The sequence below is a fragment of the Paenibacillus sp. FSL L8-0158 genome (assembly GCF_038592965.1).
Classification (GTDB): Bacteria; Bacillota; Bacilli; order Paenibacillales; family Paenibacillaceae; genus Paenibacillus; species Paenibacillus polymyxa_D.
Genome location: NZ_CP151949.1, coordinates 3,592,832 through 3,614,316 on the forward strand (window position 1 = coordinate 3,592,832; position 21,485 = coordinate 3,614,316).

At 47.0% G+C, this 21,485-nt stretch carries 17 protein-coding genes; 4 read left to right on the forward strand and 13 right to left on the reverse strand.

Annotation, left to right across the window (positions count from 1 at the left end; translation table 11 throughout):
• Window positions 1-28 precede the first annotated feature (28 nt).
• On the reverse strand, window positions 29-1,051 hold the full coding sequence (locus NSQ68_RS15750) for a hypothetical protein (RefSeq protein ID WP_342426480.1): 1,023 nt from the start codon (window positions 1,049-1,051) through the stop codon (window positions 29-31).
• Between the two features lie 258 nt (window positions 1,052-1,309).
• Here NSQ68_RS15750 and NSQ68_RS15755 point away from each other — a divergent pair.
• Window positions 1,310-2,670 (forward strand): IS1182 family transposase gene (locus tag NSQ68_RS15755; RefSeq protein ID WP_342426481.1). Its coding sequence is split into 2 segments (ribosomal slippage): window positions 1,310-1,877 and window positions 1,877-2,670, totalling 1,362 coding nucleotides; the frame shifts between segments, so codons are not numbered across the junction.
• 167 nt (window positions 2,671-2,837) lie between these two features.
• On the opposite strand, the gene dapF is transcribed toward NSQ68_RS15755, so the two are convergent.
• Both dapF and NSQ68_RS15765 read right to left on the reverse strand, forming a co-directional pair.
• Entirely contained in the window at window positions 2,838-3,671 is an 834-nt protein-coding gene (gene dapF / locus NSQ68_RS15760; protein ID WP_039270862.1) for a diaminopimelate epimerase, read from the reverse strand.
• A gap of 109 nt (window positions 3,672-3,780) precedes the next feature.
• Entirely contained in the window at window positions 3,781-6,579 is a 2,799-nt protein-coding gene (locus NSQ68_RS15765) for a calcium-translocating P-type ATPase, SERCA-type (protein WP_307346536.1), read from the reverse strand.
• A 229-nt stretch (window positions 6,580-6,808) separates the two neighbouring features.
• Between NSQ68_RS15765 and NSQ68_RS15770 the strand changes: the two genes are divergently transcribed.
• A complete protein-coding gene (locus tag NSQ68_RS15770; RefSeq protein WP_342426482.1) occupies window positions 6,809-8,554 on the forward strand; it encodes an NFACT RNA binding domain-containing protein in 1,746 nt (581 codons plus the stop codon).
• Window positions 8,555-8,648: 94 nt separating this feature from the next.
• On the opposite strand, the gene NSQ68_RS15775 is transcribed toward NSQ68_RS15770, so the two are convergent.
• The 9 genes from NSQ68_RS15775 to NSQ68_RS15815 form a co-directional block, all read right to left on the reverse strand.
• Window positions 8,649-9,518, reverse strand: a complete 870-nt coding sequence (locus tag NSQ68_RS15775) for a PHP domain-containing protein (RefSeq protein WP_342426483.1) — start codon at window positions 9,516-9,518, stop codon at window positions 8,649-8,651.
• Complete coding sequence (locus NSQ68_RS15780; protein WP_342426484.1) at window positions 9,518-10,474, reverse strand: selenium metabolism-associated LysR family transcriptional regulator; 957 nt, start codon at window positions 10,472-10,474, stop codon at window positions 9,518-9,520. The genes NSQ68_RS15775 and NSQ68_RS15780 overlap by 1 nt, the downstream gene beginning before the upstream one ends.
• Window positions 10,475-10,683: 209 nt before the next feature.
• The gene (locus NSQ68_RS15785; protein ID WP_025717787.1) at window positions 10,684-11,121 is read right to left on the reverse strand and encodes a hypothetical protein; all 438 of its coding nucleotides are present in this window, start codon (window positions 11,119-11,121) and stop codon (window positions 10,684-10,686) included.
• A gap of 229 nt (window positions 11,122-11,350) precedes the next feature.
• A complete protein-coding gene (locus NSQ68_RS15790) occupies window positions 11,351-11,611 on the reverse strand; it encodes a YlbG family protein (RefSeq protein ID WP_029517637.1) in 261 nt (86 codons plus the stop codon).
• Between the two features lie 39 nt (window positions 11,612-11,650).
• Complete coding sequence (locus NSQ68_RS15795; RefSeq protein ID WP_013310906.1) at window positions 11,651-12,091, reverse strand: YlbF family regulator; 441 nt, start codon at window positions 12,089-12,091, stop codon at window positions 11,651-11,653.
• Between the two features lie 107 nt (window positions 12,092-12,198).
• On the reverse strand, window positions 12,199-14,223 hold the full coding sequence (locus NSQ68_RS15800) for a helicase-associated domain-containing protein (RefSeq protein ID WP_342426485.1): 2,025 nt from the start codon (window positions 14,221-14,223) through the stop codon (window positions 12,199-12,201).
• Window positions 14,224-14,229: 6 nt separating this feature from the next.
• Window positions 14,230-15,996, reverse strand: a complete 1,767-nt coding sequence (locus NSQ68_RS15805; protein ID WP_342426486.1) for a DNA repair helicase XPB — start codon at window positions 15,994-15,996, stop codon at window positions 14,230-14,232.
• A gap of 175 nt (window positions 15,997-16,171) precedes the next feature.
• The gene (locus tag NSQ68_RS15810) at window positions 16,172-16,600 is read right to left on the reverse strand and encodes a CBS domain-containing protein (RefSeq protein ID WP_023989320.1); all 429 of its coding nucleotides are present in this window, start codon (window positions 16,598-16,600) and stop codon (window positions 16,172-16,174) included.
• Window positions 16,601-16,684: 84 nt separating this feature from the next.
• On the reverse strand, window positions 16,685-17,890 hold the full coding sequence (locus NSQ68_RS15815; protein ID WP_342426487.1) for a M20 family metallopeptidase: 1,206 nt from the start codon (window positions 17,888-17,890) through the stop codon (window positions 16,685-16,687).
• Window positions 17,891-18,139: 249 nt separating this feature from the next.
• Between NSQ68_RS15815 and ftsW the strand changes: the two genes are divergently transcribed.
• Window positions 18,140-19,399: a putative lipid II flippase FtsW gene (gene ftsW, locus NSQ68_RS15820; protein ID WP_342426488.1), complete on the forward strand. Its 1,260-nt coding sequence runs from the start codon at window positions 18,140-18,142 to the stop codon at window positions 19,397-19,399.
• A 223-nt stretch (window positions 19,400-19,622) separates the two neighbouring features.
• Here the strand turns inward: ftsW and NSQ68_RS15825 are convergent, their stop codons facing one another.
• Window positions 19,623-19,988, reverse strand: a complete 366-nt coding sequence (locus NSQ68_RS15825; RefSeq protein WP_307346560.1) for an Asp23/Gls24 family envelope stress response protein — start codon at window positions 19,986-19,988, stop codon at window positions 19,623-19,625.
• Window positions 19,989-20,302: 314 nt separating this feature from the next.
• Here NSQ68_RS15825 and cax point away from each other — a divergent pair, with 314 nt between their 5' ends.
• Window positions 20,303-21,373, forward strand: a complete 1,071-nt coding sequence (cax, locus tag NSQ68_RS15830) for a calcium/proton exchanger (protein WP_013371868.1) — start codon at window positions 20,303-20,305, stop codon at window positions 21,371-21,373.
• The last annotated feature ends 112 nt before the right edge of the window (window positions 21,374-21,485 follow it).

Below are 21,485 nucleotides of genomic sequence, written 5' to 3' on the forward strand. Positions count from 1 at the left end.
CAGCTTGATTTATCTTTTCTATTTCCTACTACATTTTCCCATCGGAAGAATGGAGAGAGTAAGCGTAAAAAGTCCCTTTTTTATTCACTTTAGCCACAATAGAATCCGTTCCCTTTTGCTGCTTGTAGAACGTATATTGATTCCCTTGAACTTTCACTTTATAGCCGGTCAAATTGATATTAAACAACATCTGAGCCTTGGGCTTGACTAGCTTCAAAGCTTCTGAAGCAGTATATTTCGGGCTTGCAAATGTTTTTTTGAAATCTGCGTCATCATTCCAGTCTACCCCATAGGTGGATACGGCCAGCACTTTACCAGTTACCGCGCTAATTTTGACCTCACTCGCCTCGTTTGCATCCTCAAACGACCAATATGAAAGTCCCTTCGTTTCATCCTTGTACCGTGAAGCGTGCTGCACCTTAATTGGCTGTCCACTCACACGCTTAAATGTGTTCATTGCACGGTTCAGTATCAGAGGGTCCACCCGCTTCAGCGCATAGTCCGCGTTGATGGTAATAGCGTTACCTCGATCCACATCCACATACAACGAGGAAGCCTGTTCTCCTGCGCCCCAAAATACCCAGTAATTTGATGGCTTGTTGGACTGATAAGGGGATTTGACCCGCCAAAATGCTTCAAATTGCAAAGGACGCTTGCTGTCAAACGCTTTGGCGCTGTTTAGCACTTTCGTCTTGAGTGGCGCGTTCATCGCTTTTCCCAAGCTGCTTATTTTATATCGTATGGTTGTAGAATCTACTCTATTTTTTTCTTTATTATATTCTGTCTGTAACGTAGCAGTTCCATCTTCCAGTCCGCCCTCTACAATCCAAGTTTTCCCCATATCTGTCACATCGTCAAATTGAAATGCTGTCTTCGAGCCGATGAGTTCTTGCACCGCTTTTTCTAAACGGCTTACCACTGTCGGAGTTAGCGACCCAACCTGCTTGTCCGTCGTTTCCGCGGCCGCAGGAATGGTCGCCGCCTGAACCGGAAGCGCGGTGGCTACAAATATGAGGACTGCAACTGCTGAAATCCAACGAAATTTCCGCACTATGAACGGCCTCCTTATTGTTTTCTCATTTTCTATATTATACATCGTTCAGGCGCCAAAAAAAGACAGAATGTTGCTTTGTTCATCATATTCCTTGTATACAAGGGCATCTAAGTCCAAAAAAAGAAGACCTACTAAGGTCTTCTCAGGCTGTCGAGAAAGTCTCGACAGCTTCTTTTATGTTAATTTTATTTAAGACGACACCGCGTTAATGTTGTATAATATAGGTAACTATTGTATAGAACGGACGGTGTTGGTATGCTTCGACCTAATCAAGACAAACAACAATCTTTTGAATTGGTTTCTCTGGAAGAACTGGTTCCCCAAGATCATTTGCTTCGCAAAGTGGATACATATATAGACTTCTCCTTTATTCATGAGAAGGTAAGCCCGCTGTATTGTGCGGACAACGGGCGTCCTGCCATTGATCCTACCGTATTGTTTAAAATGATTTTCCTCGGTTATTTCTATGGCATTCGCTCAGAACGGCAACTCGAGCGTGAAATTCAGACGAACTTGGCCTATCGTTGGTTTCTGGGGCTGGGCTTAACCGATAAAGTTCCGGATCATACGACGATTAGCTGGAATCGCCGTACACGCTTTAAAGACACCACGATCTTTCAAGATATCTTCGATGAAATTGTGCTGCAGGCGATCTCTCACCGAATGGTGGGCGGACGTGTTCTCATGACCGATTCCACCCACCTCAAGGCCAATGCCAATAAACATAAGTACACCAAAGAGCAAGTATTGCAGAATACCAAAGACTATATGGACGAGCTTAACGAAGCGGTGAAGGATGACCGGAGAAACCACGGAAAAAAGCGCTAAAATCTCGAGAGGAAGTGAACGAGGAAAAAGAAATAAAAGTAAGCAAAACCGACCCGGACAGCGGCTATATGATCCGTGATGGCAAGCCTGAAGGCTTCTTCTATCTGGACCACCGAACGGTGGATATGAAGTACAATCTCATTACCGATGTGCATGTGACACCGGGAAATGTACATGATTCCGTCCCCTATTTGTCCCGTTTGGACCGCCAACGAGAACGTTTTGGTTTTCAAGTAGAAGCCGTGGCACTAGACTCAGGTTATTTAACGACGCCGATTTGTCGAGGTTTACAAAACCGAAAGATTTTTGCCGTGATTGCTCACCGAAGATTCCATCCCAGACAAGGACTGTTCCCAAAATGGAAGTTTGAATACGATGCCAAACGCAATGTGTATAGATGCCCAGCCCAACAAGAACTGCCCTACCGGACGACGGACCGTAAGGGATACCAGCAGTATGCCTCTGACCCAGCACAGTGTCAGCATTGCCCGTTGCTGAACCAGTGTACCCAGTCTCAAAACCACCGCAAAGTGGTGACTCGGCATGTCTGGGAAGACAGCAAAGAGTGGGTGCGGAGCAACCGGTTGAGCCTATCCGGTAAAAAGCTATACCGCAAACGAAAAGAGACGATTGAGCGAAGCTTCGCGGATGCCAAAGAGCTCCATGGGTTTCGCTATTGCCGTTTGCGCGGTCTTCCAAACGTCAGGGAACAAGCCCTTATGACGGCAGCCGTGCAGAACATGAAGAAGGTGGCGATCCACCTGGATCGCCTGGAAAAACAGGGGTAACCCCCCCTATTTCCCCAGAGGACAGAGCATTATGATGTAAAAAAGAAACCCACGTCTCAAAATGACGGGGTTTCTCGACAATCTGAGAAGACCTACTAAGGTCTTCTTTTCACTCACTTCTATACGATTCATAAGCTAGTTGCACGTTATCTTTATAGTCACATGATTCAGAACAGACGACCTTCGTATACGATCTCAGCCGGACCCGTCATATATATGTGATTATCTTCCTCGCTCCATTCGATATCCAGATCGCCGCCCTTCAGGCTTACAATGGCGTGGCGGTCGCTATATCCGTTTAGTACAGAAGCAACAAGCGTAGCACAGGCTCCGGTTCCACAAGCTAGCGTTGGTCCGGCACCTCTCTCCCATACTCTCATATCTATATGCTTACGGCTACGTACCGTGGCGAACTCAACATTTGTTTTTTTAGGGAATAACGGATGGCATTCCAGCTTTGGCCCCCAGGCTTCCAGATCAAAGCTTGGCGCATCCTCCACATAAATGACACAGTGCGGATTCCCCATAGATACAGCCGTAAAGCGAAAACCACTTCCTCCAGCTTCAATGGGCTCATTAATTACGCTAGTCAGATCCAGTGTAGTTGGAATCTTCAAACCCTCAAGAATTGGCTCTCCCATATCTACCTTCACCATACGAACAAGTCCATTCTCTACAGTTAGTTCGACCTGCTGTACACCTGCACCCAGGGTCTCAATCGTGATCTGTTCACGGTTGATATGCTTACGGTCATATACGTATTTGGCAGCACAACGGATAGCATTACCGCATTGTTCGGCCTCTGAGCCGTCCGAGTTAATAATGCGCATGCAGAAATCCGCTTTTTCTGATGGCAATATATATACCAACCCATCGGCGCCAACACCAAAATGTCGATCACATAGCCGAACAGCTAATTCCGAGGCGTCAGGCGGCAACTCCTGATGCCCAAACCAAACGATAAAATCATTACCTAGACCGTTCATTTTTGTGAATTCCATAGCTTACCTCCGCCGTTGCTACTTATGTCATGTTCCTCATGAAGCTTTGATCCCATGATATCATACAGGGCAATAGTGGGAAAGCGATGCGATATGCATGACCCGATTTCTAGGCTGAAAACTTCGTTCGTCCCGCTGAAAAGTGTGTATTTCCGCCGCGACGACGGTTGCGTCGACCGCCCCATACACTTCCCGCTCCCATCAGAAATGTCGGAATCCCAGCTGCGACAATGGATAGCGCCCACTCACGCAAACCAAGCGGTACCGTTTTAAAAATAGGTTGCAGCATAGGCACGTACATAACCACCAGCATTAGCACTACGGAGGACAGCACGGCAAGCACGAGATAACTGTTCTGAAACGGGTTACGATGGAAAATAGAACGGGAACTGCGACAATCAAACACATGAATTAACTGCGCCAGAACTAGCGTAGCGAAGGCAACGGACTGTGCTTTGATCAATTGTCCTGCGTCATCCGGTGCAATACGTAATGTCAGCCAGAAGGCCGCTAGCGTACATAAACCAATCAACAAGCCACGACTAATGATTTTCCAGCCCAGTCGACGAGCAAAAATATTTTCCTTTGCGCCACGAGGTTTGTGCTCCATGAGGTCCTTTTCTGGCTGGTCCACCCCCAGAGCCATTGCTGGTAGGCCATCAGTCACTAGATTCACCCATAAAATCTGGATCGGTAACAAAGGTAACGGCAGCCCGGCCATCATGGCAAAAAACATCGTCAAAATTTCACCAACATTGGAGGCGAGTAGATAACGGATAAATTTACGGATATTCTCGTAAATATTCCGTCCTTCCTCAATTGCGGCTACTATCGTAGAGAAATTATCATCACTCAGAACAAGCGCAGCCGCTTCTTTGGTCACGTCCGTCCCCGTAATGCCCATTGCAATACCGATGTCCGACGCCTTTATCGCTGGAGCGTCATTAACGCCATCTCCAGTCATGGCTACAACATGTCCGCGTCTTTGCAGTGACTTGACGATCCGTAGCTTGTGCTCCGGCGAAACCCGTGCATACACAGAGACAGTATCAACGGCTTTGTCCAGCGTCGCATCATCCATCGCAGACAATTCCTGTCCTGTTAACACGTGGGATCCGCGCTGAAGAATGCCCAGCTGCTGTGCAATGGCCTCTGCAGTTGTACCGTGATCTCCGGTAATCATCACAGTGCGAATGCCAGCACGACGACACTTGCCAATGGCTTCGCGAACCTCGCGACGTGGCGGATCAATCATGCCTGTCAGCCCGATAAAGATCAGTTGTGCTTCAGCCTCCTCAACCGTGGAGACACGCTCATGCGAGCGGATATCACGGTAAGCGACACCAAGTACACGCAGCGCCTCCGAGGCCATTCCTTCGTTAGCTGCCAGTACCTTTTGGCGCAGCGTACCCGTTAACGGAACGACATTTCCTTCCCATAAAATGTAGGAACACTGACCCAGCAGTACATCCGGCGCACCTTTGGCAAAGACAATGTGTCCTCCCTGGTGGCGTACGAGTACCGACATTCGCTTCCGATCCGAGTCAAAAGGAAATTCTCGCTCCCTTGTGTACAGCTCATATAGCCCTTGTCGCGTGACTCCGCCCTTGGCAGCTAACGTGACCAGCGCTCCTTCCGTCGGATCACCCTTTAGCTCCCAAACGGCGGACGGCGTCGGCTCTTTGGTTTTCTTTTTCGAACGTAGCTCCTCTGTATCGGCTTGAACAATTTCTGCATTGTTGCAAAGCACACTGGCTTGCAGCAGTCTACGCAGAGATTGTCCGTTTTTAAGATCGGCAGGAAGGTCTCTATCCATAATATGCCCGTGAGGGTCATAGCCCTCTCCCGTAACTCCCCAGAAGCGACCGTCCAGCCATAGCTTGGTAACTGTCATTTTATTTTGGGTCAGGGTACCCGTTTTGTCGGAACAAATGACAGATGCGCAGCCGAGCGTTTCAACAGAAGGCAGCTTACGCACAATCGCCTTTCGTTTAATCATACGCTGCACACCCAATGCGAGCGCAATCGTCACAATAGCTGGCAACCCTTCCGGTATAGCCGCCACAGCCAAGCTCACTCCGGCCAAGAACATGCTCATGGCTGGCTGTCCATGTAAAATGCCTGCTACGACAACGAGCACCGTTAGCGCCAACGCTACGATAATCAAAATTTTGCCCAATTGCTCCAATCTGTGCTGCAACGGTGTCTCCTGCGACTCCGTATTTTCTATCAAGTCTGCGATCTTACCCATTTCGGTACTCATACCTGTACGTATAACTATTCCTTGTGCGGTTCCTCTAGTCATCATCGTGCCCATAAAACCGATGTTTTTTTGATCCCCAAGTGGTACCTCGGCGGCATGAATGGGGCGGCAATGCTTACTCACCGGAACCGATTCACCTGTCAGGGCAGACTCCTCTACATCACAGCCATTCGTACTCAACCACCTTACATCTGCGGGAATGCGATCACCACTTTCCAGCAGCACGATATCACCCGGTACCAGTTCTCTGGCTTGAACTTGAATTCGTTTGCCGCCCCGCAACACTTTGGCAGTTGGAGCCGATAGTTGTCTCAAAGCCCGCAATGAACGCTCAGCTCTGAATTCCTGTACAAAGCCGAGAATTCCATTCAGTACAACAATAGCAATAATGGTAATCGCGTCCAAATACTCGCCAAGCAGGCCGGATATCAGGGTCGCTCCCATCAATACAAGCATCATAAAATCCTTGAACTGGTTGAGCAGCAGCAAGATTGCCGAAACTCGCTTCCCCTCGCTCAGCTCATTCCATCCTGACCTTTCTCTTCGTTCCGCAAGCTGTTCCTCCGAAAGACCCTGCTTCGGGTCGACTTCCAGACTTGTTGAAAGCTGTTCATTGCTTAATTGGTGCCAGTGTGCTTGTTCCATTCTCCCCAATTCCCTCCCGGTCAGATAGTCCGCTTCCGTCGGTTGTGCGTAGGATGGCTGCCCGTTATTATATTTTTGTGCCGCGATTGCTGATAGGCTGGACAGACTTTCTAGATTCAATCTATTCGGACAGGATCTGAAATATCACAAAGCCGCTTAAGTTTTGTCCCAAAGTTATGTATCATAGAAGGAAGGCGAAAATACATTTGCTTCAAAGGAGAACATAATTATGGCATTGGACGGAATCGTAACCCGCGCTATCGTACACGAACTGCAAGGCATCCGGGGCGGGCGCATTAATAAAATACATCAGCCAAACGATCGCGATATCGTGCTGAATCTGCGGGCACAAGGCGGAAGCATAAAGTTGCTACTGTCGGCTAACCCGACCTTCCCGCGTGTACATTTTACAGAACAAAGCTTTCTCAATCCGACAGAAGCCCCTATGTTTTGTATGCTTCTTCGCAAGCATTGCGAAGGAGGCGTTATTGAGAAAATCACGCAGGTGGGCATGGAGCGTATTATTCACATGGATGTACGTCAACGTGATGAACTGGGAGATGTTTCACTCAAACGAATTATCATTGAACTGATGGGCAGACACAGCAACATCATTTTGCTTGACCCGGAAACAGGCGTGATGCTGGATGGCATTCATCATGTCACACCGTCTATTAGCAGCTATCGGGTCATTATGCCCGGCTTTCAATACACGGAGCCTCCTGAACAAAACAAGCTGAATCCACTAGAAACAGAAGAGGCTGCCTTCGTATCCTCGTATCAAACAGCGATCGAGGCCGAGGAAGCTCCCAAACGCTGGATCGTGAACACTTTTACTGGACTCAGTCCCCTCATTGCTGAAGAGATACTAACTCGAGTAACTAATGAAGTGTCTGGTGATAGTGATCGTTCACTATGGAGTACATTCAGTCACATCATGGATGACGTGCGGAATCATCGTTTTCAGCCGGTATCTGGACTAAACGCACAAGATAAAGTGATATTCTCAGCTATTCCTCTGACGTTGATCCAGGAAGAGCGTAAGGAGTACGCTACGATCAGTGAGTGTATGGAAGACTTCTTCGGTGAAAAAGCAGAAAGGGATACGGTTAAGCAAAAGGTCAGTGACCTACTGCGGTTTCTGCAAAATGAGCGGAGCAAAAACGTAAAAAAACTCGACTATCTCCAACAGGATTTGGCCGAGGCGGAAGATGCCGATCAATTTCGCATTTATGGAGAGTTGCTGTTCGCTTCGCTGCATGAGGTGAAAAAAGGGGACAAAGAAGTGACGATCATCAACTTTTATGATGAGGAACAGCGTCCAATGTCCATCCCACTAGACCCACTACTCAACCCGTCGGATAATGCGCAACGGTATTTTAAAAAATACAACAAATATAAAAACAGCCTGGCTGTCATTGACGAACAACTGGAGAAAACGCACGAAGAAATCCGTTATATGGACAGTCTTCTTCAGCAGCTAGCCCATGCCTCTATGAATGACATTGAGGAAATACGTGAAGAACTGGTTCAGCAGGGCTATCTCAGAGATCGGGTCAAAAAAGGAAAGAAAAAGAAGAAAAACGACCGTCCAACCCTGCACGTCTATACATCATCCGAAGGTATCGAGTTACTGGTTGGCAAAAACAACTTGCAAAATGAATATGTAACAAATCGACTGGCCGGACCAAATGACACCTGGCTGCACACAAAGGATATTCCGGGGTCACACGTCGTTATACGTGCTGAGCAATTCGGAGATGCGACGCTGGAGGAAGCAGCTCAACTCGCTGCCTATTTTAGTCAGGCCAAGCAGTCCAGCAGTGTACCTGTGGACGCCACCCTGATTCGACATGTACGTAAGCCTAGCGGAGCCAAACCTGGCTTTGTCATCTACGACCATCAGCGTACGCTTTTCATTACACCCGATGAGGAACTAGTCAAAAAGCTGCCGAATCGCATCAAAAACGGTTAAATCTTACTAGCCTATTGAACCCACAAAAAAAAGCCCTTTGTTCTTTGCACGGTACACTTCTTGTGTTCCATGCATAAGGCAAGGGGCTTTTTATTTACTTTTGTCCAACAGCAGCCTTCCTCAATTCCTCGACTACCTGCCCTTCCACACTACGGCTACCCAGATCACCGTGGAAAATAACACCTTGGCGTGCACCGTGAAAATCTGAGCCGCCAGTTGCAATGAGCCCATATTGCGCCGCCATCGCAGTATATCGGCTCTCAGCCTCAGCATCATGGTCCGAATGTCGCACCTCCAAGCCCGCAGGCTTCGCCTCCTCTATAATAGAACGAACCAGCTCATCATTTCCGTACAAGCCAGGGTGAGCCACCACGGGTACCCCTCCTGCTTCACGAATCCAGTTTATGGCCTCCGCAGGCTCTACACGGGGCACAGACACATATCCGGGCGCTCCTTCCGCCAAGTAATGGTCAAATGCGTCCCGCATATCCTTCGCATATCCTTTTTGAACCAGCGTATCCGCCATATGCGGACGTCCAATGCTTTCATCTGGTGCCAGCGGTCTGCCCATCGTAGCCACCACTTCATCCAGTGTGATTTCCACACCCAGACTACGCAATTGGCTCAAAATCAAATCATTACGGGTATCCCGTGCCTGGCGAAGCTTTTCCAACCGTTCCAAAAACACTTTATTGCGGTAATCCATAAAATAACCGAGTATATGAATATCCTTATCGCCAGCTCGAGTACTAATTTCCACTCCTGGCACCACAGTAATTCCTATGCGTTTTCCCTCTTCCAGAGCTTCCTCCAGGCCAGCTACCGTATCATGATCTGTAATGGCCACACCTGCCAGCCCTTTTTCCTTGGCCCAGCGCACATTATCTGCAGGTGGTTGCATTCCGTCAGATGCTTGGGTGTGTGTGTGTAAATCATATCGTTTTACGTTAATCTGCTCCTTCATTATACATCCTCCTTCTCTTCCACCTTTGCAAGCTCGTCCTGCGAGTCCCTCAGCACGTCCGTTCCCTGATCATGACGACGCAAGTAAGACAGGAAGGTTACTACCGGAATCGGCAACAACGCCGACTTCAAATGAATTGCATAAAATTCTCGTTTGAACGTGATATCTGAAATATTTACAATTTTCAATAATCCGAGCGCAACTTCATGCTTCACCGAAGAAGGTGATAGCATGGTAATGCCCAGTCCAGCCTCCACCGCCGATTTAACCGCTCCAGTGCTCCCCATCTCCATTACAATCCCAAGTCGGGAGGCATCCATACCACGATTTTTCAGCTCATCTTCTATTACTTGACGTGTACCAGATCCCTTTTCTCTGGCTACAAAAGGATGCTTAAATACATCTTCCAGAACCACTTTTTTAGCCTTGGCGAGTGCATGTCCTGAAGGCACAATCAGTTTCAGTTCGTCCTGCATCACAGGTTCCACCACGATATCCGGATGCTGGACTGGGGCCTCAATCAGTCCTAAATTCAGCTGATGTTTTAGTATATCATCCATAATCTGAGTTGTATTCATCACATTCATCGCCATGCGTATATGAGGGTATTCCTGACCAAACGGTCCCAGCATTCTGGGTACAATATACTCACCAATCGTAAGGCTGGCGCCAATATGCAATCTTCCCTCCAACATGTGAGTAAAAGCAGACATCGCCTCGTCAGCTTCTCTGATCAGTTGCATGCTTTTTTTCGCAAAAGGCAGTAATGTCGCTCCCGCCTCTGAAAGTTCGATTTTTTTAGTAGAACGTTGCAGCAGTTTCGTGCCAAAATAATCTTCCAAAGACTGAATTTGCATCGTCACCGCAGGTTGTGTCATATGCAGCGCTTGTGCCGCTGCCGAGAAGCTCCCGCGTTCCGCTACGGTATAAAAAATGTGCAACTGATGAAAGTTCATACTGACAGCCCTCTCCCCTCTGATCTCCCTATTTTAACATAAGAAAAACGTCTGTCGAAGCATTTCCAAGTAAACTTACTGAATTGGGGAGTTTTATTATTGGAAATTAAAAAAGCATGCAGCTAATAACTGCATACTTTCTACTTAAACTTAACGGTATTCAAGAAGTTTGGAGATTTTTCATCTGAAGCCGTTCTCCAAATGACCGTCTATTTTTGCTTGCGAGTGCTTTTCATCAGTGTCATGCGCCGCGAATGGCGTAACCATGAATAGTATGACTTCAAATCCCTTAATTCAATGGTCTCCGACATCCGGCCCAAAAAGGTAATGACAATCATTTTGTGAAGCGGATTCCCCGCAATATCCATCTCACCGGGCAACTCTCCAAATTCGGCCACGACGACCAGATCACCATCAATTAAATATACATCCTCTTCGTTATGATAATAGGACTCCATCCTGTTTTGCTTCAGGCATTCCCAAAGCCAGGCGGCGATATGATTCGTCTCGGACTGTTTCTGCTCTACCCGATCTAAGTAACGTGTTTTCGCATGATTTGTAATCACGATATCGGCGACTTTTTTATCGCCCATCTCCACGTAGAACGGTTCGTATGTACTCCATCGCTGCATTGCCTTGTCACGCACGGGATCACTCTCCCCACCAGATAGGTCTTTATATCTACCAATATATTCATATGTTACCTCAACAGACCCGGGACTACAAGTTACAAAATTGAAGTTTATGGGTGATATTTAAAGATTTTTTAGGTCTAACAGCATCAAGACTATTATGCAAAAGTCCTGACTTTACAAAAAAAAGCCAGCCTGTAGGCTGACCTTTCAAGAAAATTCTTACAATTTATAGACATTTATCTTATATTTCATATTCTTTCATCTTTTCCTTATCGTCGTTGTAATCCGTCCTAATCTCATTTCGAAAAGAGCGCTCGACCTTACGCACATAGGAAAGTCTGCGAATATTTTTAACGGTGTCTTCTGCCCGATCCGCATTCATATATATCACTACATAATGCATACGCTTTGAAATAAAGTGGACATTTCCGTATTTCTCCAGATTGCGGGCAGCCTTGATATCGCTTACCCAAATGATGTACCCTGTCCGCTCGGCAAACATTCGCTTCATCTCCCCTCCACTCGGTATCATTCCTATGACCTATCCACAGGAGCATTTCCCTCCGCTGCCACATCCGCCTTTTTTCACATTCGGATCGTTGCTCGGCACCTTAATAGTCTCGGACACGGAATATGCAATCGTTTCAGACATGGCATGAAGCATATCATCCAGCGCCTTTTCGGCTCGTTTGAACTCCTTAACATCCACGAATTGTTCCAGTTCCAGCTCAACGACCTGCACTGCATCCTTCGCTTCATGATAGTTCGGATGAAAATGCCCAAAACGCTCCGTTTCCGCGAATAGCTCCTTTTTGGCATCCAGCTTGCGTACACACGCCTGAATAGACGGATTCAATTCCACACGCTGCTTCCAATATAAATAATCCGATACCTCAAAGGATCGGTTGACCATATCGCCCAATTCATAGGCGTTAATAAGCACTTCTGCCATATTGACCGTGTTCAATTCGGCTACGCTCATGAATGTTCATCTCACTTTATATAAAGTTCTACCCTGTAAAAGTAGACTCATTTATCATACCACATCCTTCTTTTGAGAAGAAGGAGTTTCATGCACTTCCTGGCCTACTATGTAAAAGGAACCAGTAACCGCATGTCTGACCATTCACTTGGCTGTAAGGTCGCAGGAGAAAGTGTTTCGTCATCCATTCCTGAGGCATACCAGCCTGTGACACTCCATGGTGCACCGGGAACCACCGACTCCGGTATCCATTTAACCTCTTTCCCACCGATTCGCAGCCCCACAGCAGCCTGCCAACGAATCGCTTGCTCGATCAACTGCCGGGCAGTGGAAGTATGGTAACTCCTCCATTCTTTTGTCCATGAGGAGGGGACTGTAGATCTTTCTGGAAAATAGTCAGACGGATCAGGCAGTGTATGCTCTTGTTCGTAAAAATGCAGCGTTCGCCCTGTATAAACCAAACCTGCTCTTCCCTCTTGGGAAAATATAGAACGGGCTTGAGTAGGTTCGGGCTCCATTTCACTGTTGAGGCTGCCTGAACTTATGTTCTCTGTTTCCGAAATCAGTGGATAATGATGAGTTGGCTCGTCCACACCTTCGGGTTCACGACGTGGACCTAATCCTATTGCAGCAAGCGTTTTTCGTATTTTGACAGCAGAGCTCGCCGGAATAATAAAGTCCTTGGCGCCAAGCCGTTCCAGCAATCCTTCCAGCGCGGGATGGCGTGCAACCATGTCTGCATCCTCCTGTGTGCCACATCGCAAAAGTGTTACCGTTGCAAAAGCCGTCCGTCCGACATCGCCTGCCCACTGTTCTACCGCCATACGTACATGATCAGGCACGCCTGTCCGGCTGAACTTGTCCAGTAGAGCAGGAATTGCTTTGGCTTCCATCCCTAACTCGATTGCCTCTGTAACACTTTCTCTGGTGATCCGGTATATTACCATCCGATCTCCTGTCACTCGTTCACAGCAGCATTCCAGTCGCCAGCGCACATCATATGCCACATCTGGTGGAACCAATATTTCAAAATCAGGTTGTACATAAAAAGTACCTTGTTCTTGATGTGTATCCTCGTAATTATTGGGACGAAGCATGTCTAACACAGATACATTCCAGCGAAAACACAGTTCGCCAGATGCAGTCTGGCCCCAATCACCCATTCCAAAAGCAGTCAGGGCCTTCAGCCAACCCTTCAATCCCTCCATGAAAGATCCATTAAAATTAAAATCAGAACCCGTTTCTCCCGCAAACCCTTCCGGATTTGAGGTTGTAGGAATAAAGTCTAAAAGGGCGCCGTTTTTGGAATCAGCTCCGCTCGTACTCTCCTGCTGGATTAGGCCTACTTGAAGCATCCATTGCAGCAAACACTTGATAGATATCCACCCTTCTGTTTCTTCATACTGAGAGACAGCACACAGCATATAGCGAAAATGCTGCATAGACGCTTCGGCTTTGCCGTATCTTTCCATGAGTGTAGCAAAAATATGCTTGCGCATTTGCCAAGCAGACAAACGAATCCAAGTCGCCAGTTCCGTTTCCTGAATGCGAAAAGACACCGTTTCTTTCACCAACAGTCCCAAACTGAGTAGCAAATCCATCATTACCGCCGTTTGCACTGGATACAGCTCTGCATGCGCATAATGCAACCCAAGACCCATCAGGTCCTCTGGGCGAAAGGGGGTCAGTTCATTCAATTTTTGCAATGATCGCTTATGTATGGTTCCTTTGGCCGTCAAAGGGACGCCCTGTACTGCAATACGTGACAACGCATGCAGCAATTCCGACTCCAGGCCTGTCATTGATTCATGTACCGTTATCGGATGATCCGAATGCATCATGTTCATTGGATTTTGCTCTAACAACATATCGTACAGATCCGGTAGCCGATAAACCGGTATATATAAAATTCGTTCGCCCCACGATTTGGTAACAGCCTCCAGCCAGCCCCGGGCACGTAATCCACGCAGTGCCAGTTTCGTTTCGACTCCGCTTAACGATCCCCGGGTAAGCTGTATAGGTTCTTCTTCCTTCATGGGTTGTCCTGCGTGCCGGATAAAGCATCGTCTAAGTACCAACAGCTCATCCGATGAAAGCTCATTCCAGCTATCTTGCGTGTTCGTTACGCCCATTCTGGATTAGGCCTCCTTTTTCTTTCCACGATCTCCAGACTTAGCATCGCTGCTTCCAATAGCCTCTGTCACACTAAATCTGCGAACCGCATATTCATAGCCCTGCTCAATCAGAAACAGCTGGCGACGAGCTGCAAAATCCGTCTCCTTGCTTTTCTCCGTCACTAGCGCATAAAAATAAGCTTTATTCTCGCCCGACTTGGGTCGCAAAATGCGACCCAGTCGCTGCGCTTCTTCCTGACGAGAGCCAAAGCTACCCGATACCTCTATGGCTACTGCCGCATCCGGCAGATCCACCGCAAAGTTTGCAACCTTAGACACCAATAGGGTCCGAATTGCACCCTTGCGGAATGCATCAAACCAACGCACCCGCTCCGTCTGGCTCATTGAACCCGTAATCAGTGGGACACCGAGCTCCTGAGCCAATGTACGCAACTGGTCCAAATATTGACCAATAATGAGCGTGGGCAAACCGCTGTGATGTTGCATCAGGCTACGCACAGCCTCCAGTTTGATCGGATTTTCGGCTGCAATTCGGTACTGCTGTCTGCCCTCGGCACGCATACTGCGCTCCAAAAGTTCAGCTGTCATTGGAAGCCGTAACTCCACACAATCGACCTGAGCGATCCAGCCCTGTCGCTCCAGCTCCTTCCACGGCATGTCATATCGTTTGGGCCCAATTAAAGAGAATACATCCCGTTCACAACCATCCTCTCGAACCAGCGTGGCTGTTAACCCCAAACGACGGGTAGCCTGAATATCAGCCGTCGCCCGGAATACTGGCGCGGGCAGCAAATGTACTTCATCATATATAATGAGTCCCCACTTCCGCTCACTCAGCAGTTTCATATGCTCAAAATCCCCATCTTTGGTGCGGCGGTGTGTCAAAATTTGGTAGGTTGCCACCGTAATCGGGCGCACCTCTTTTTTCTGACCACTATATTCCCCGATGGAATCGGCAGGAATATCCGTCTTTTGCTTTAATTCTTCTACCCATTGCCGTACAGAAGTAGTATTAGATGTTAGAATAAGCACTTCACACTGAAGCCGATTCATCACCGCCATGCCGATCACTGTTTTTCCGGCTCCGCATGGAAGCACCAGTACACCACTCCCCCCTAAGCCGTCCGCTCCTTCAAACGCATCAGCGGCCTTTACTTGATAATCACGAAGCTGCAACTTCGTTTGTCCCTTTCCCAAGGTAAAACTAAGCTGATTCCCTTCAAGATAGCCTGCCGTATCCACAATGGGATATCCCAAGCGAGTTAATTCCTGCTTGAGCAAGCCCCGATTTTCGGGCGGGACCGATGCGCTTTCCTCATCAACGCGAAGTAAACCAAGCTGTTTTAGCTCTTGCTTGGTCAGCAGCTCACCCAGTAAAGCGGGGGTCTCTGCTGCCAAGATCAAGCGATCACCTATTGTATAGCTGTTGGCTTTCCCTGTCTTTATACCTCCGTCTTCTTTCGTACCTCGTGAAAGCGTCAACGTCCCATAGCGAGAAACGAGCTGTTCAATATCATTCAACAAATCACGTGGAATATCCCAACGGGACATGGAATGCAAACTATTTTGAATGTCCTCAGCACTCCATCCGAGGGCAGCTGCATTCCACAAAGACAGTGGAGTGATGTGGTATGTATGAAAAGCGGACGGACTTTTAACCAGCTCCGCATAAATCTGCAACTGTGAACGAGCCCATTCCGAACCGGGTAAGCCCATTTCCAGCAGAACGGTAAAATCACGTTGTACAATACAAGGATGATCTGGATTCATGACTACCTCCTGATAATCTAACAATACATCATTTTAAGTTATATAATAAATAGCTTATCCGTTTATTTGCATATCAACCAGAATAGCAAGGAGCCCAACCCATATTCGGGTTGAACTCCTGATTTAACGCCCGGGGTAAAGACCACCCAAACAAATGCCTACCTTAATTATTCTTCTAGTGGACCTGCTCGGAAATATGACTAAGCGCCTCTCCAGCGTTGTCTGCAAAAATATTACGAACAGCCAAATCCCCGATCGAGACAATCCCGATCAGACGGTCTCCTTCCGTCACAGGCAACCGACGGATTTGCTGCTCTGCCATCAGTTCAGCTGCTTGGTCCACCGACATGTCCGCACTGGCTGTACGAATACCTGTCGTCATAACCGTATCGACTGAACCCGAACCCGAATTTTTAGCCGCATAACCGCGAACGACAAGATCACGGTCCGTTACTACACCGATCAACTTATCACTGCCTTCGCTTTCCACAACCGGAATAAAACCAGTATCATTGTCCTTCATTTTGACAGCAATTTCATAAATATTGTCCTGCGGGGTAACCGTTACGCATTTTTTAGTCATAACTTCCTGAACCTTTTTCATGGGTACTCCCTCCTTTTCAACAGTAGGGTACCCCATTTCATTCAGCTCATACTCCAGATTGAACCGTTCCCAATTCAACTCATTTTAGCCCCTAATTGCCCCTGCTTTTCGTTCCGCAGCGTATCCCGTAGACATCGCAATAAACAATCGAACCGCGTTAATCATAGCATCCTCATCAAAATCAAATTTAGGATGATGGTGTGGATAAACCGCTCCTTTAGCTGGGTTACCCGCTCCTACGAACATGAAGCAACCTGGCACACGTTCCAAATAATACGCAAAATCTTCAGCAGGCATCAGCTTCGACGCTTCCTGTACATTCTCCTCGCCGAAAACAGATTTTGCTTTATTAAAGAAACGAGATGCTTCATGTGCGTCATTGACAACTGGTGGGTATCCCATAATATAGCGAACCTGTGCTGTTGTACCGTATGTTGCGGCTGTGAGCTCTGTTACCTCATGCAGTCGCTCCTTCATCACCGTTCGTGTCTCCTCATCAAACGTACGAATCGTTCCACTCAAGCGACACGTTTCTGCGATCACATTTTGCGCAGAGCCCCCTTGGATGGTTCCCACCGTCAGCACGGCAGGTCGTAATGGGTCGACTGAACGGCTTACGACACTTTGCAGTTGCATAACAAGAGCTGAACCCGCCACGACACTATCATTAGTGGACTGGGGCATCCCACCATGCCCCCCCTTACCTGTGATTTCAATATAAAAATCGTCTGCCGCCGCCATCAGCGGCCCTGCACAACTCGCAGCCGTCCCAACCGGAAAAGGTGTCCATAAATGGATGCCATAAATGACGTCCACACCTTCCAATATACCATCCTTTATTACACTGAGCGCTCCGCCAGGCAGCAATTCCTCCGCAGGTTGGAACAACAACCGAATTTCTCCTTGCAGCTCGTCCCGGTTCAGACTAAAATAGTAAGCCGTTCCAAGTAACGCGGATGTATGTCCATCATGGCCGCAAGCATGCATGGCTCCGTCTACGTTGGAGCGATATTCACATTCCTTTTCATCCTGAATAGGAAGAGCATCCATATCGGCACGCAGCAAGACGACAGGCCCGGGTTTAGCACCACGAATGGTGCCTACAACACCGTGTCCCCCTACCTGACGGCGAATCTCGATTCCCCAACTCTCCAACTTATCCGCTACAAAAGCTGCGGTTTTGCTTTCCTGAAAGGAAATTTCGGGATTCTTATGTAAATGTCTACGCCACTCCACCATGCTTTCTTGCAAACGCTCAAACCAGATCTTGTCTAGCGTATGTTGTGTCATTCTGCTCCACCTCTCCTTTTAAAGCACCGGGTAATTTCCCGATTCATCATGCAGCGTCACCACGTATGCACCGCTGCTATCAAGTCTTCATTTTTATCCTATTGTAGCAGATATGGAATTGTTGCGATATCTGTTGCTCCAGGGAGGTTGCAGAAGCCCAACAAACATAATATGATAAAATGGATAAACGATAAAATGATAACCGTCTGCGAGGAATATACCTTGTGGCGAATACCGGGGGAAGCTGATATGAGAAATACGAAGCCGGAGACTCGAAGAAGAGGCACACCGGATTTCCAATTGCTGATCCTCACTTTATTACTGGTTGGATTCGGTGTAATTATGGTATTTAGCTCCAGCTCCAGCGTAGCTTTGCTGAATAAAGAATACAATTTTGACTCTTTATATTTTGTGAAGCGCCAATCTGCATTTGCTGTACTTGGACTTTTTATTATGTTGGTAGCTATGAATATTAAGATGGAAAAATATAAAAAACTTTTTGTACCTTTATTTTTCATAACTATATTACTGCTAATCATCGTTCTTTTTACAGGCTCACTTAACGGTGCAAAAAGCTGGCTCAGGTTTGGTAGTGTTGGCTTCCAGCCAACGGAGCTTGCGAAAATTTCCATCATTCTTTACTTATCCGCACTGATTGTCAAAAAAGGAGATCGCTTTAGAGATCTGCGGACTGGCTACATACCTGTAACAGTCATTGTAGGCTGTGTTGCAGGACTCATCATGCTTCAACCTGATTTAGGCTCATGCTTCATTTTGGTTGCTACGAGTGGTCTGATTATTTATGCCGGGGGAGCCAGTGTCAAGCATATTACAGCATCAATTGTTCTGCTCGTGCTAGGCGCCTCCATTGTATTTGGGATTGGGTCGTTGTTTGGAGGAGATTCTGGAACCACAGATGGACAAGCTGCTGCCAAGCAAGATTACAAAATCGGACGCTTTCAGGCCTTTCTTAATCCCGAGAAATATAGACAAGGAACGGGATACAATCTGGTACAGTCCTTGCAAGCTATAGGTGAAGGCGGCTTAAACGGGTCAGGATTTGGTAAAGGCATTATCAAGCTTCACTATCTTCCTAATTCATTTAATGATTTTATCTTTTCTGTAATTGGTGAAGAATTCGGATTTATCGGAACAGCCTTATTCCTGATGCTATATCTGTATTTCATTTGGCGAGGCATGATCATTGCTCTGCGTTGCCATGATCCGTTCGGAACGTTGGTAGGCACCGGTATCATGGGTTTGATCGCCATTCAGGCCTTCATTAATATCGGCGGTGTAACCCAAACAATTCCAATCACTGGCGTAACGCTTCCATTTATCAGCTTTGGTGGCTCCTCCCTGCTTGTTATGATGTTTTCCATGGGCATTATGCTCAGTATTTCTCGTGAGAACACCAAACAAGCGGTGCAGGAGCGAACCACAGGGGTAGCTGTCCGTAATGAAGTACCCAATCGCTTTCAAACTCGTAGAACCAACCGTTTTCGCTAAAAAAAGAACTTCCAAGGACCACTTCAACGGTGGCTTTGGAAGTTCTTTTTTTGTATATGTATATAACTACAGGTCCGTCTGCAAAATGTTACCCAGCAAATTCACAAAACGAAAACTGGCGTTTTATAACACCAGTTTTCGTGTTCTTATTCGGATTATCGCAGGGAATTCCCGGCATCTATACCATGTGTGAAAAATGTCCATTTAGCATGCAGTGGTTCTTTTACACTGCGTCGTCCTTGAACGCGACACCTTCCACTTTTACGTTCACTTCCACGACCCGCAAACCCGTCATACTTTCGACGGCTACTCTTACATTTTGCTGAAGAATTCGGGACACCTCATGAATAGGTGTTTCGTAGAGCACGATAATACGTAGATCAATGGCAGCTTCCAGCTGTCCAACCTCCACTGATACGCCTTTTTGTACATTTTTACCGCTCAGCCTTTTGGCCCAGCCTTCCGATAAGCCGCCTGACATTGCAGCAATGCCCGGTGTCTCTAATGCGGCCATCCCGGCAATTTTACCTACGACATCGTTGGAAATCTTGATGTTTCCTGCTTCCAGTTGTTGAATTTGCTCTGCCATGACCTATGTCCCCCTTCATCCATCCTTTATTTGTATTGTAAAGCCTCAGCCACTCCAAATGCAAACCCTACGTATGAAAAACAACTTTCGTTTACAACCTATATCATTTTGGGTATATTAATTTAGAAAATCCATACAAGTGAGCATTTTGCATAAATCCCAAGAGTGTTTTCCAATCAGCAATATATAGATCGAAACGCTTTAGTTCGTCTATATATTGTACTTATGAGCGTTGGGAATCAAATTATGCAAAATGCTGAAGTGACAGCTTTCACCAAACTTGTACACATCTATTGATATCGAGGTGCTCTTCATTGAAAAAATGGTTATCTCCCGCTTTGCTTATAGCGACATTTGCTCTTAGCGCAGTCGCTCATTACACGCATTGGAACGCTATAGCCCAATTTGTCATTTGTGCAATTTCTGTTGTATTCGTAGCCGGTTTCCTCGGCAGGGCGACCGAAAGTGTCGCGCATTATGCTGGCCAACGTTTAGGTGGATTCTTAAATGCCACCTTTGGTAACGCAGCCGAACTGATCATCGCCATCTTCCTTGTTAAAGAAGGTCTTTACGATATGGTAAAGGCCAGTCTTACCGGTTCTATCATCGGCAATCTGCTGCTGGTGCTAGGAGCAAGTCTGTTCGCTGGTGGTTTGAAGTACAAAGTACAAAATTTCAATATATCGTTGGCTGGATTAAGTGGTTCTCTGATGATTGTGGCTGTTATTGCCCTGTTCGTTCCAGCTGTCTTTTTGAACACACACGTTATCACGGATAGCGAATCAGATACGCTCAGCCTCATTGTCGCAGGCACGCTCATTGTCGCGTATATTGCGTGGCTTATTTTTTCTATGATTACGCATAAGGACTATTTAGCTGACGTGACCGAACAAAAAGATGAAGAATTGCCACATGAGCATGCCCCTGTATGGTCCAGAAACAAATCCATTGCCTATTTGGTACTCGCTACCGTCATGGTCGCTTTTGTCAGCGAATGGCTGGTAGGTACGCTGGAGGTGTTTACGACCCAATTTGGGCTCAGCGAATTGTTCGTAGGTGCCTTCCTCGTCGCCATTATTGGTAATGCAGCCGAACACAGCGCTGCTATTTTATTGGCGATGAAGAATAAAATCGGTGCATCTGTCGAAATAGCTGTCGGCAGCAGTTTGCAAATTGCGTTATTTGTTGCCCCCGTGCTGATTTTTGTCAGTTACTTTATGGGAAACACGATGAATATTGTTTTCACCACAATTGAGCTGGTCGCCATTGCTGTCGCTGTATTTATCGCCAAATCCATCACCCAGGACGGCTCAACCAACTGGTATGAGGGACTCATGCTACTGGTAGTGTATGTATTGTTAGGTGTATCCTTCTTCCTTGTGTAGCTATTTAAGGTTTTAAAATGTTCATTAGGATGGTGGAAGGGCGATGCGCTTTTACCATCCTAAAAGAACATTTTTTTAAAAAAGGCATCAAAAAAAGCATGCTCTCAAGCTC

Coding starts and splice junctions, on each gene's coding strand:
- dapF (WP_039270862.1), bottom strand. CDS start 3,671: ATGGAATTCACAAAAATGAACGGTCTAGGTAATGATTTTATCGTTTGG.
- NSQ68_RS15765 (WP_307346536.1), bottom strand. CDS start 6,579: ATGGAACAAGCACACTGGCACCAATTAAGCAATGAACAGCTTTCAACA.
- NSQ68_RS15770 (WP_342426482.1), top strand. CDS start 6,809: ATGGCATTGGACGGAATCGTAACCCGCGCTATCGTACACGAACTGCAA.
- NSQ68_RS15775 (WP_342426483.1), bottom strand. CDS start 9,518: ATGAAGGAGCAGATTAACGTAAAACGATATGATTTACACACACACACC.
- NSQ68_RS15780 (WP_342426484.1), bottom strand. CDS start 10,474: ATGAACTTTCATCAGTTGCACATTTTTTATACCGTAGCGGAACGCGGG.
- NSQ68_RS15790 (WP_029517637.1), bottom strand. CDS start 11,611: ATGTTTGCCGAGCGGACAGGGTACATCATTTGGGTAAGCGATATCAAG.
- NSQ68_RS15795 (WP_013310906.1), bottom strand. CDS start 12,091: ATGAGCGTAGCCGAATTGAACACGGTCAATATGGCAGAAGTGCTTATT.
- NSQ68_RS15800 (WP_342426485.1), bottom strand. CDS start 14,223: ATGGGCGTAACGAACACGCAAGATAGCTGGAATGAGCTTTCATCGGAT.
- NSQ68_RS15805 (WP_342426486.1), bottom strand. CDS start 15,996: ATGAATCCAGATCATCCTTGTATTGTACAACGTGATTTTACCGTTCTG.
- NSQ68_RS15810 (WP_023989320.1), bottom strand. CDS start 16,600: ATGAAAAAGGTTCAGGAAGTTATGACTAAAAAATGCGTAACGGTTACC.
- NSQ68_RS15815 (WP_342426487.1), bottom strand. CDS start 17,890: ATGACACAACATACGCTAGACAAGATCTGGTTTGAGCGTTTGCAAGAA.
- ftsW (WP_342426488.1), top strand. CDS start 18,140: ATGAGAAATACGAAGCCGGAGACTCGAAGAAGAGGCACACCGGATTTC.
- NSQ68_RS15825 (WP_307346560.1), bottom strand. CDS start 19,988: ATGGCAGAGCAAATTCAACAACTGGAAGCAGGAAACATCAAGATTTCC.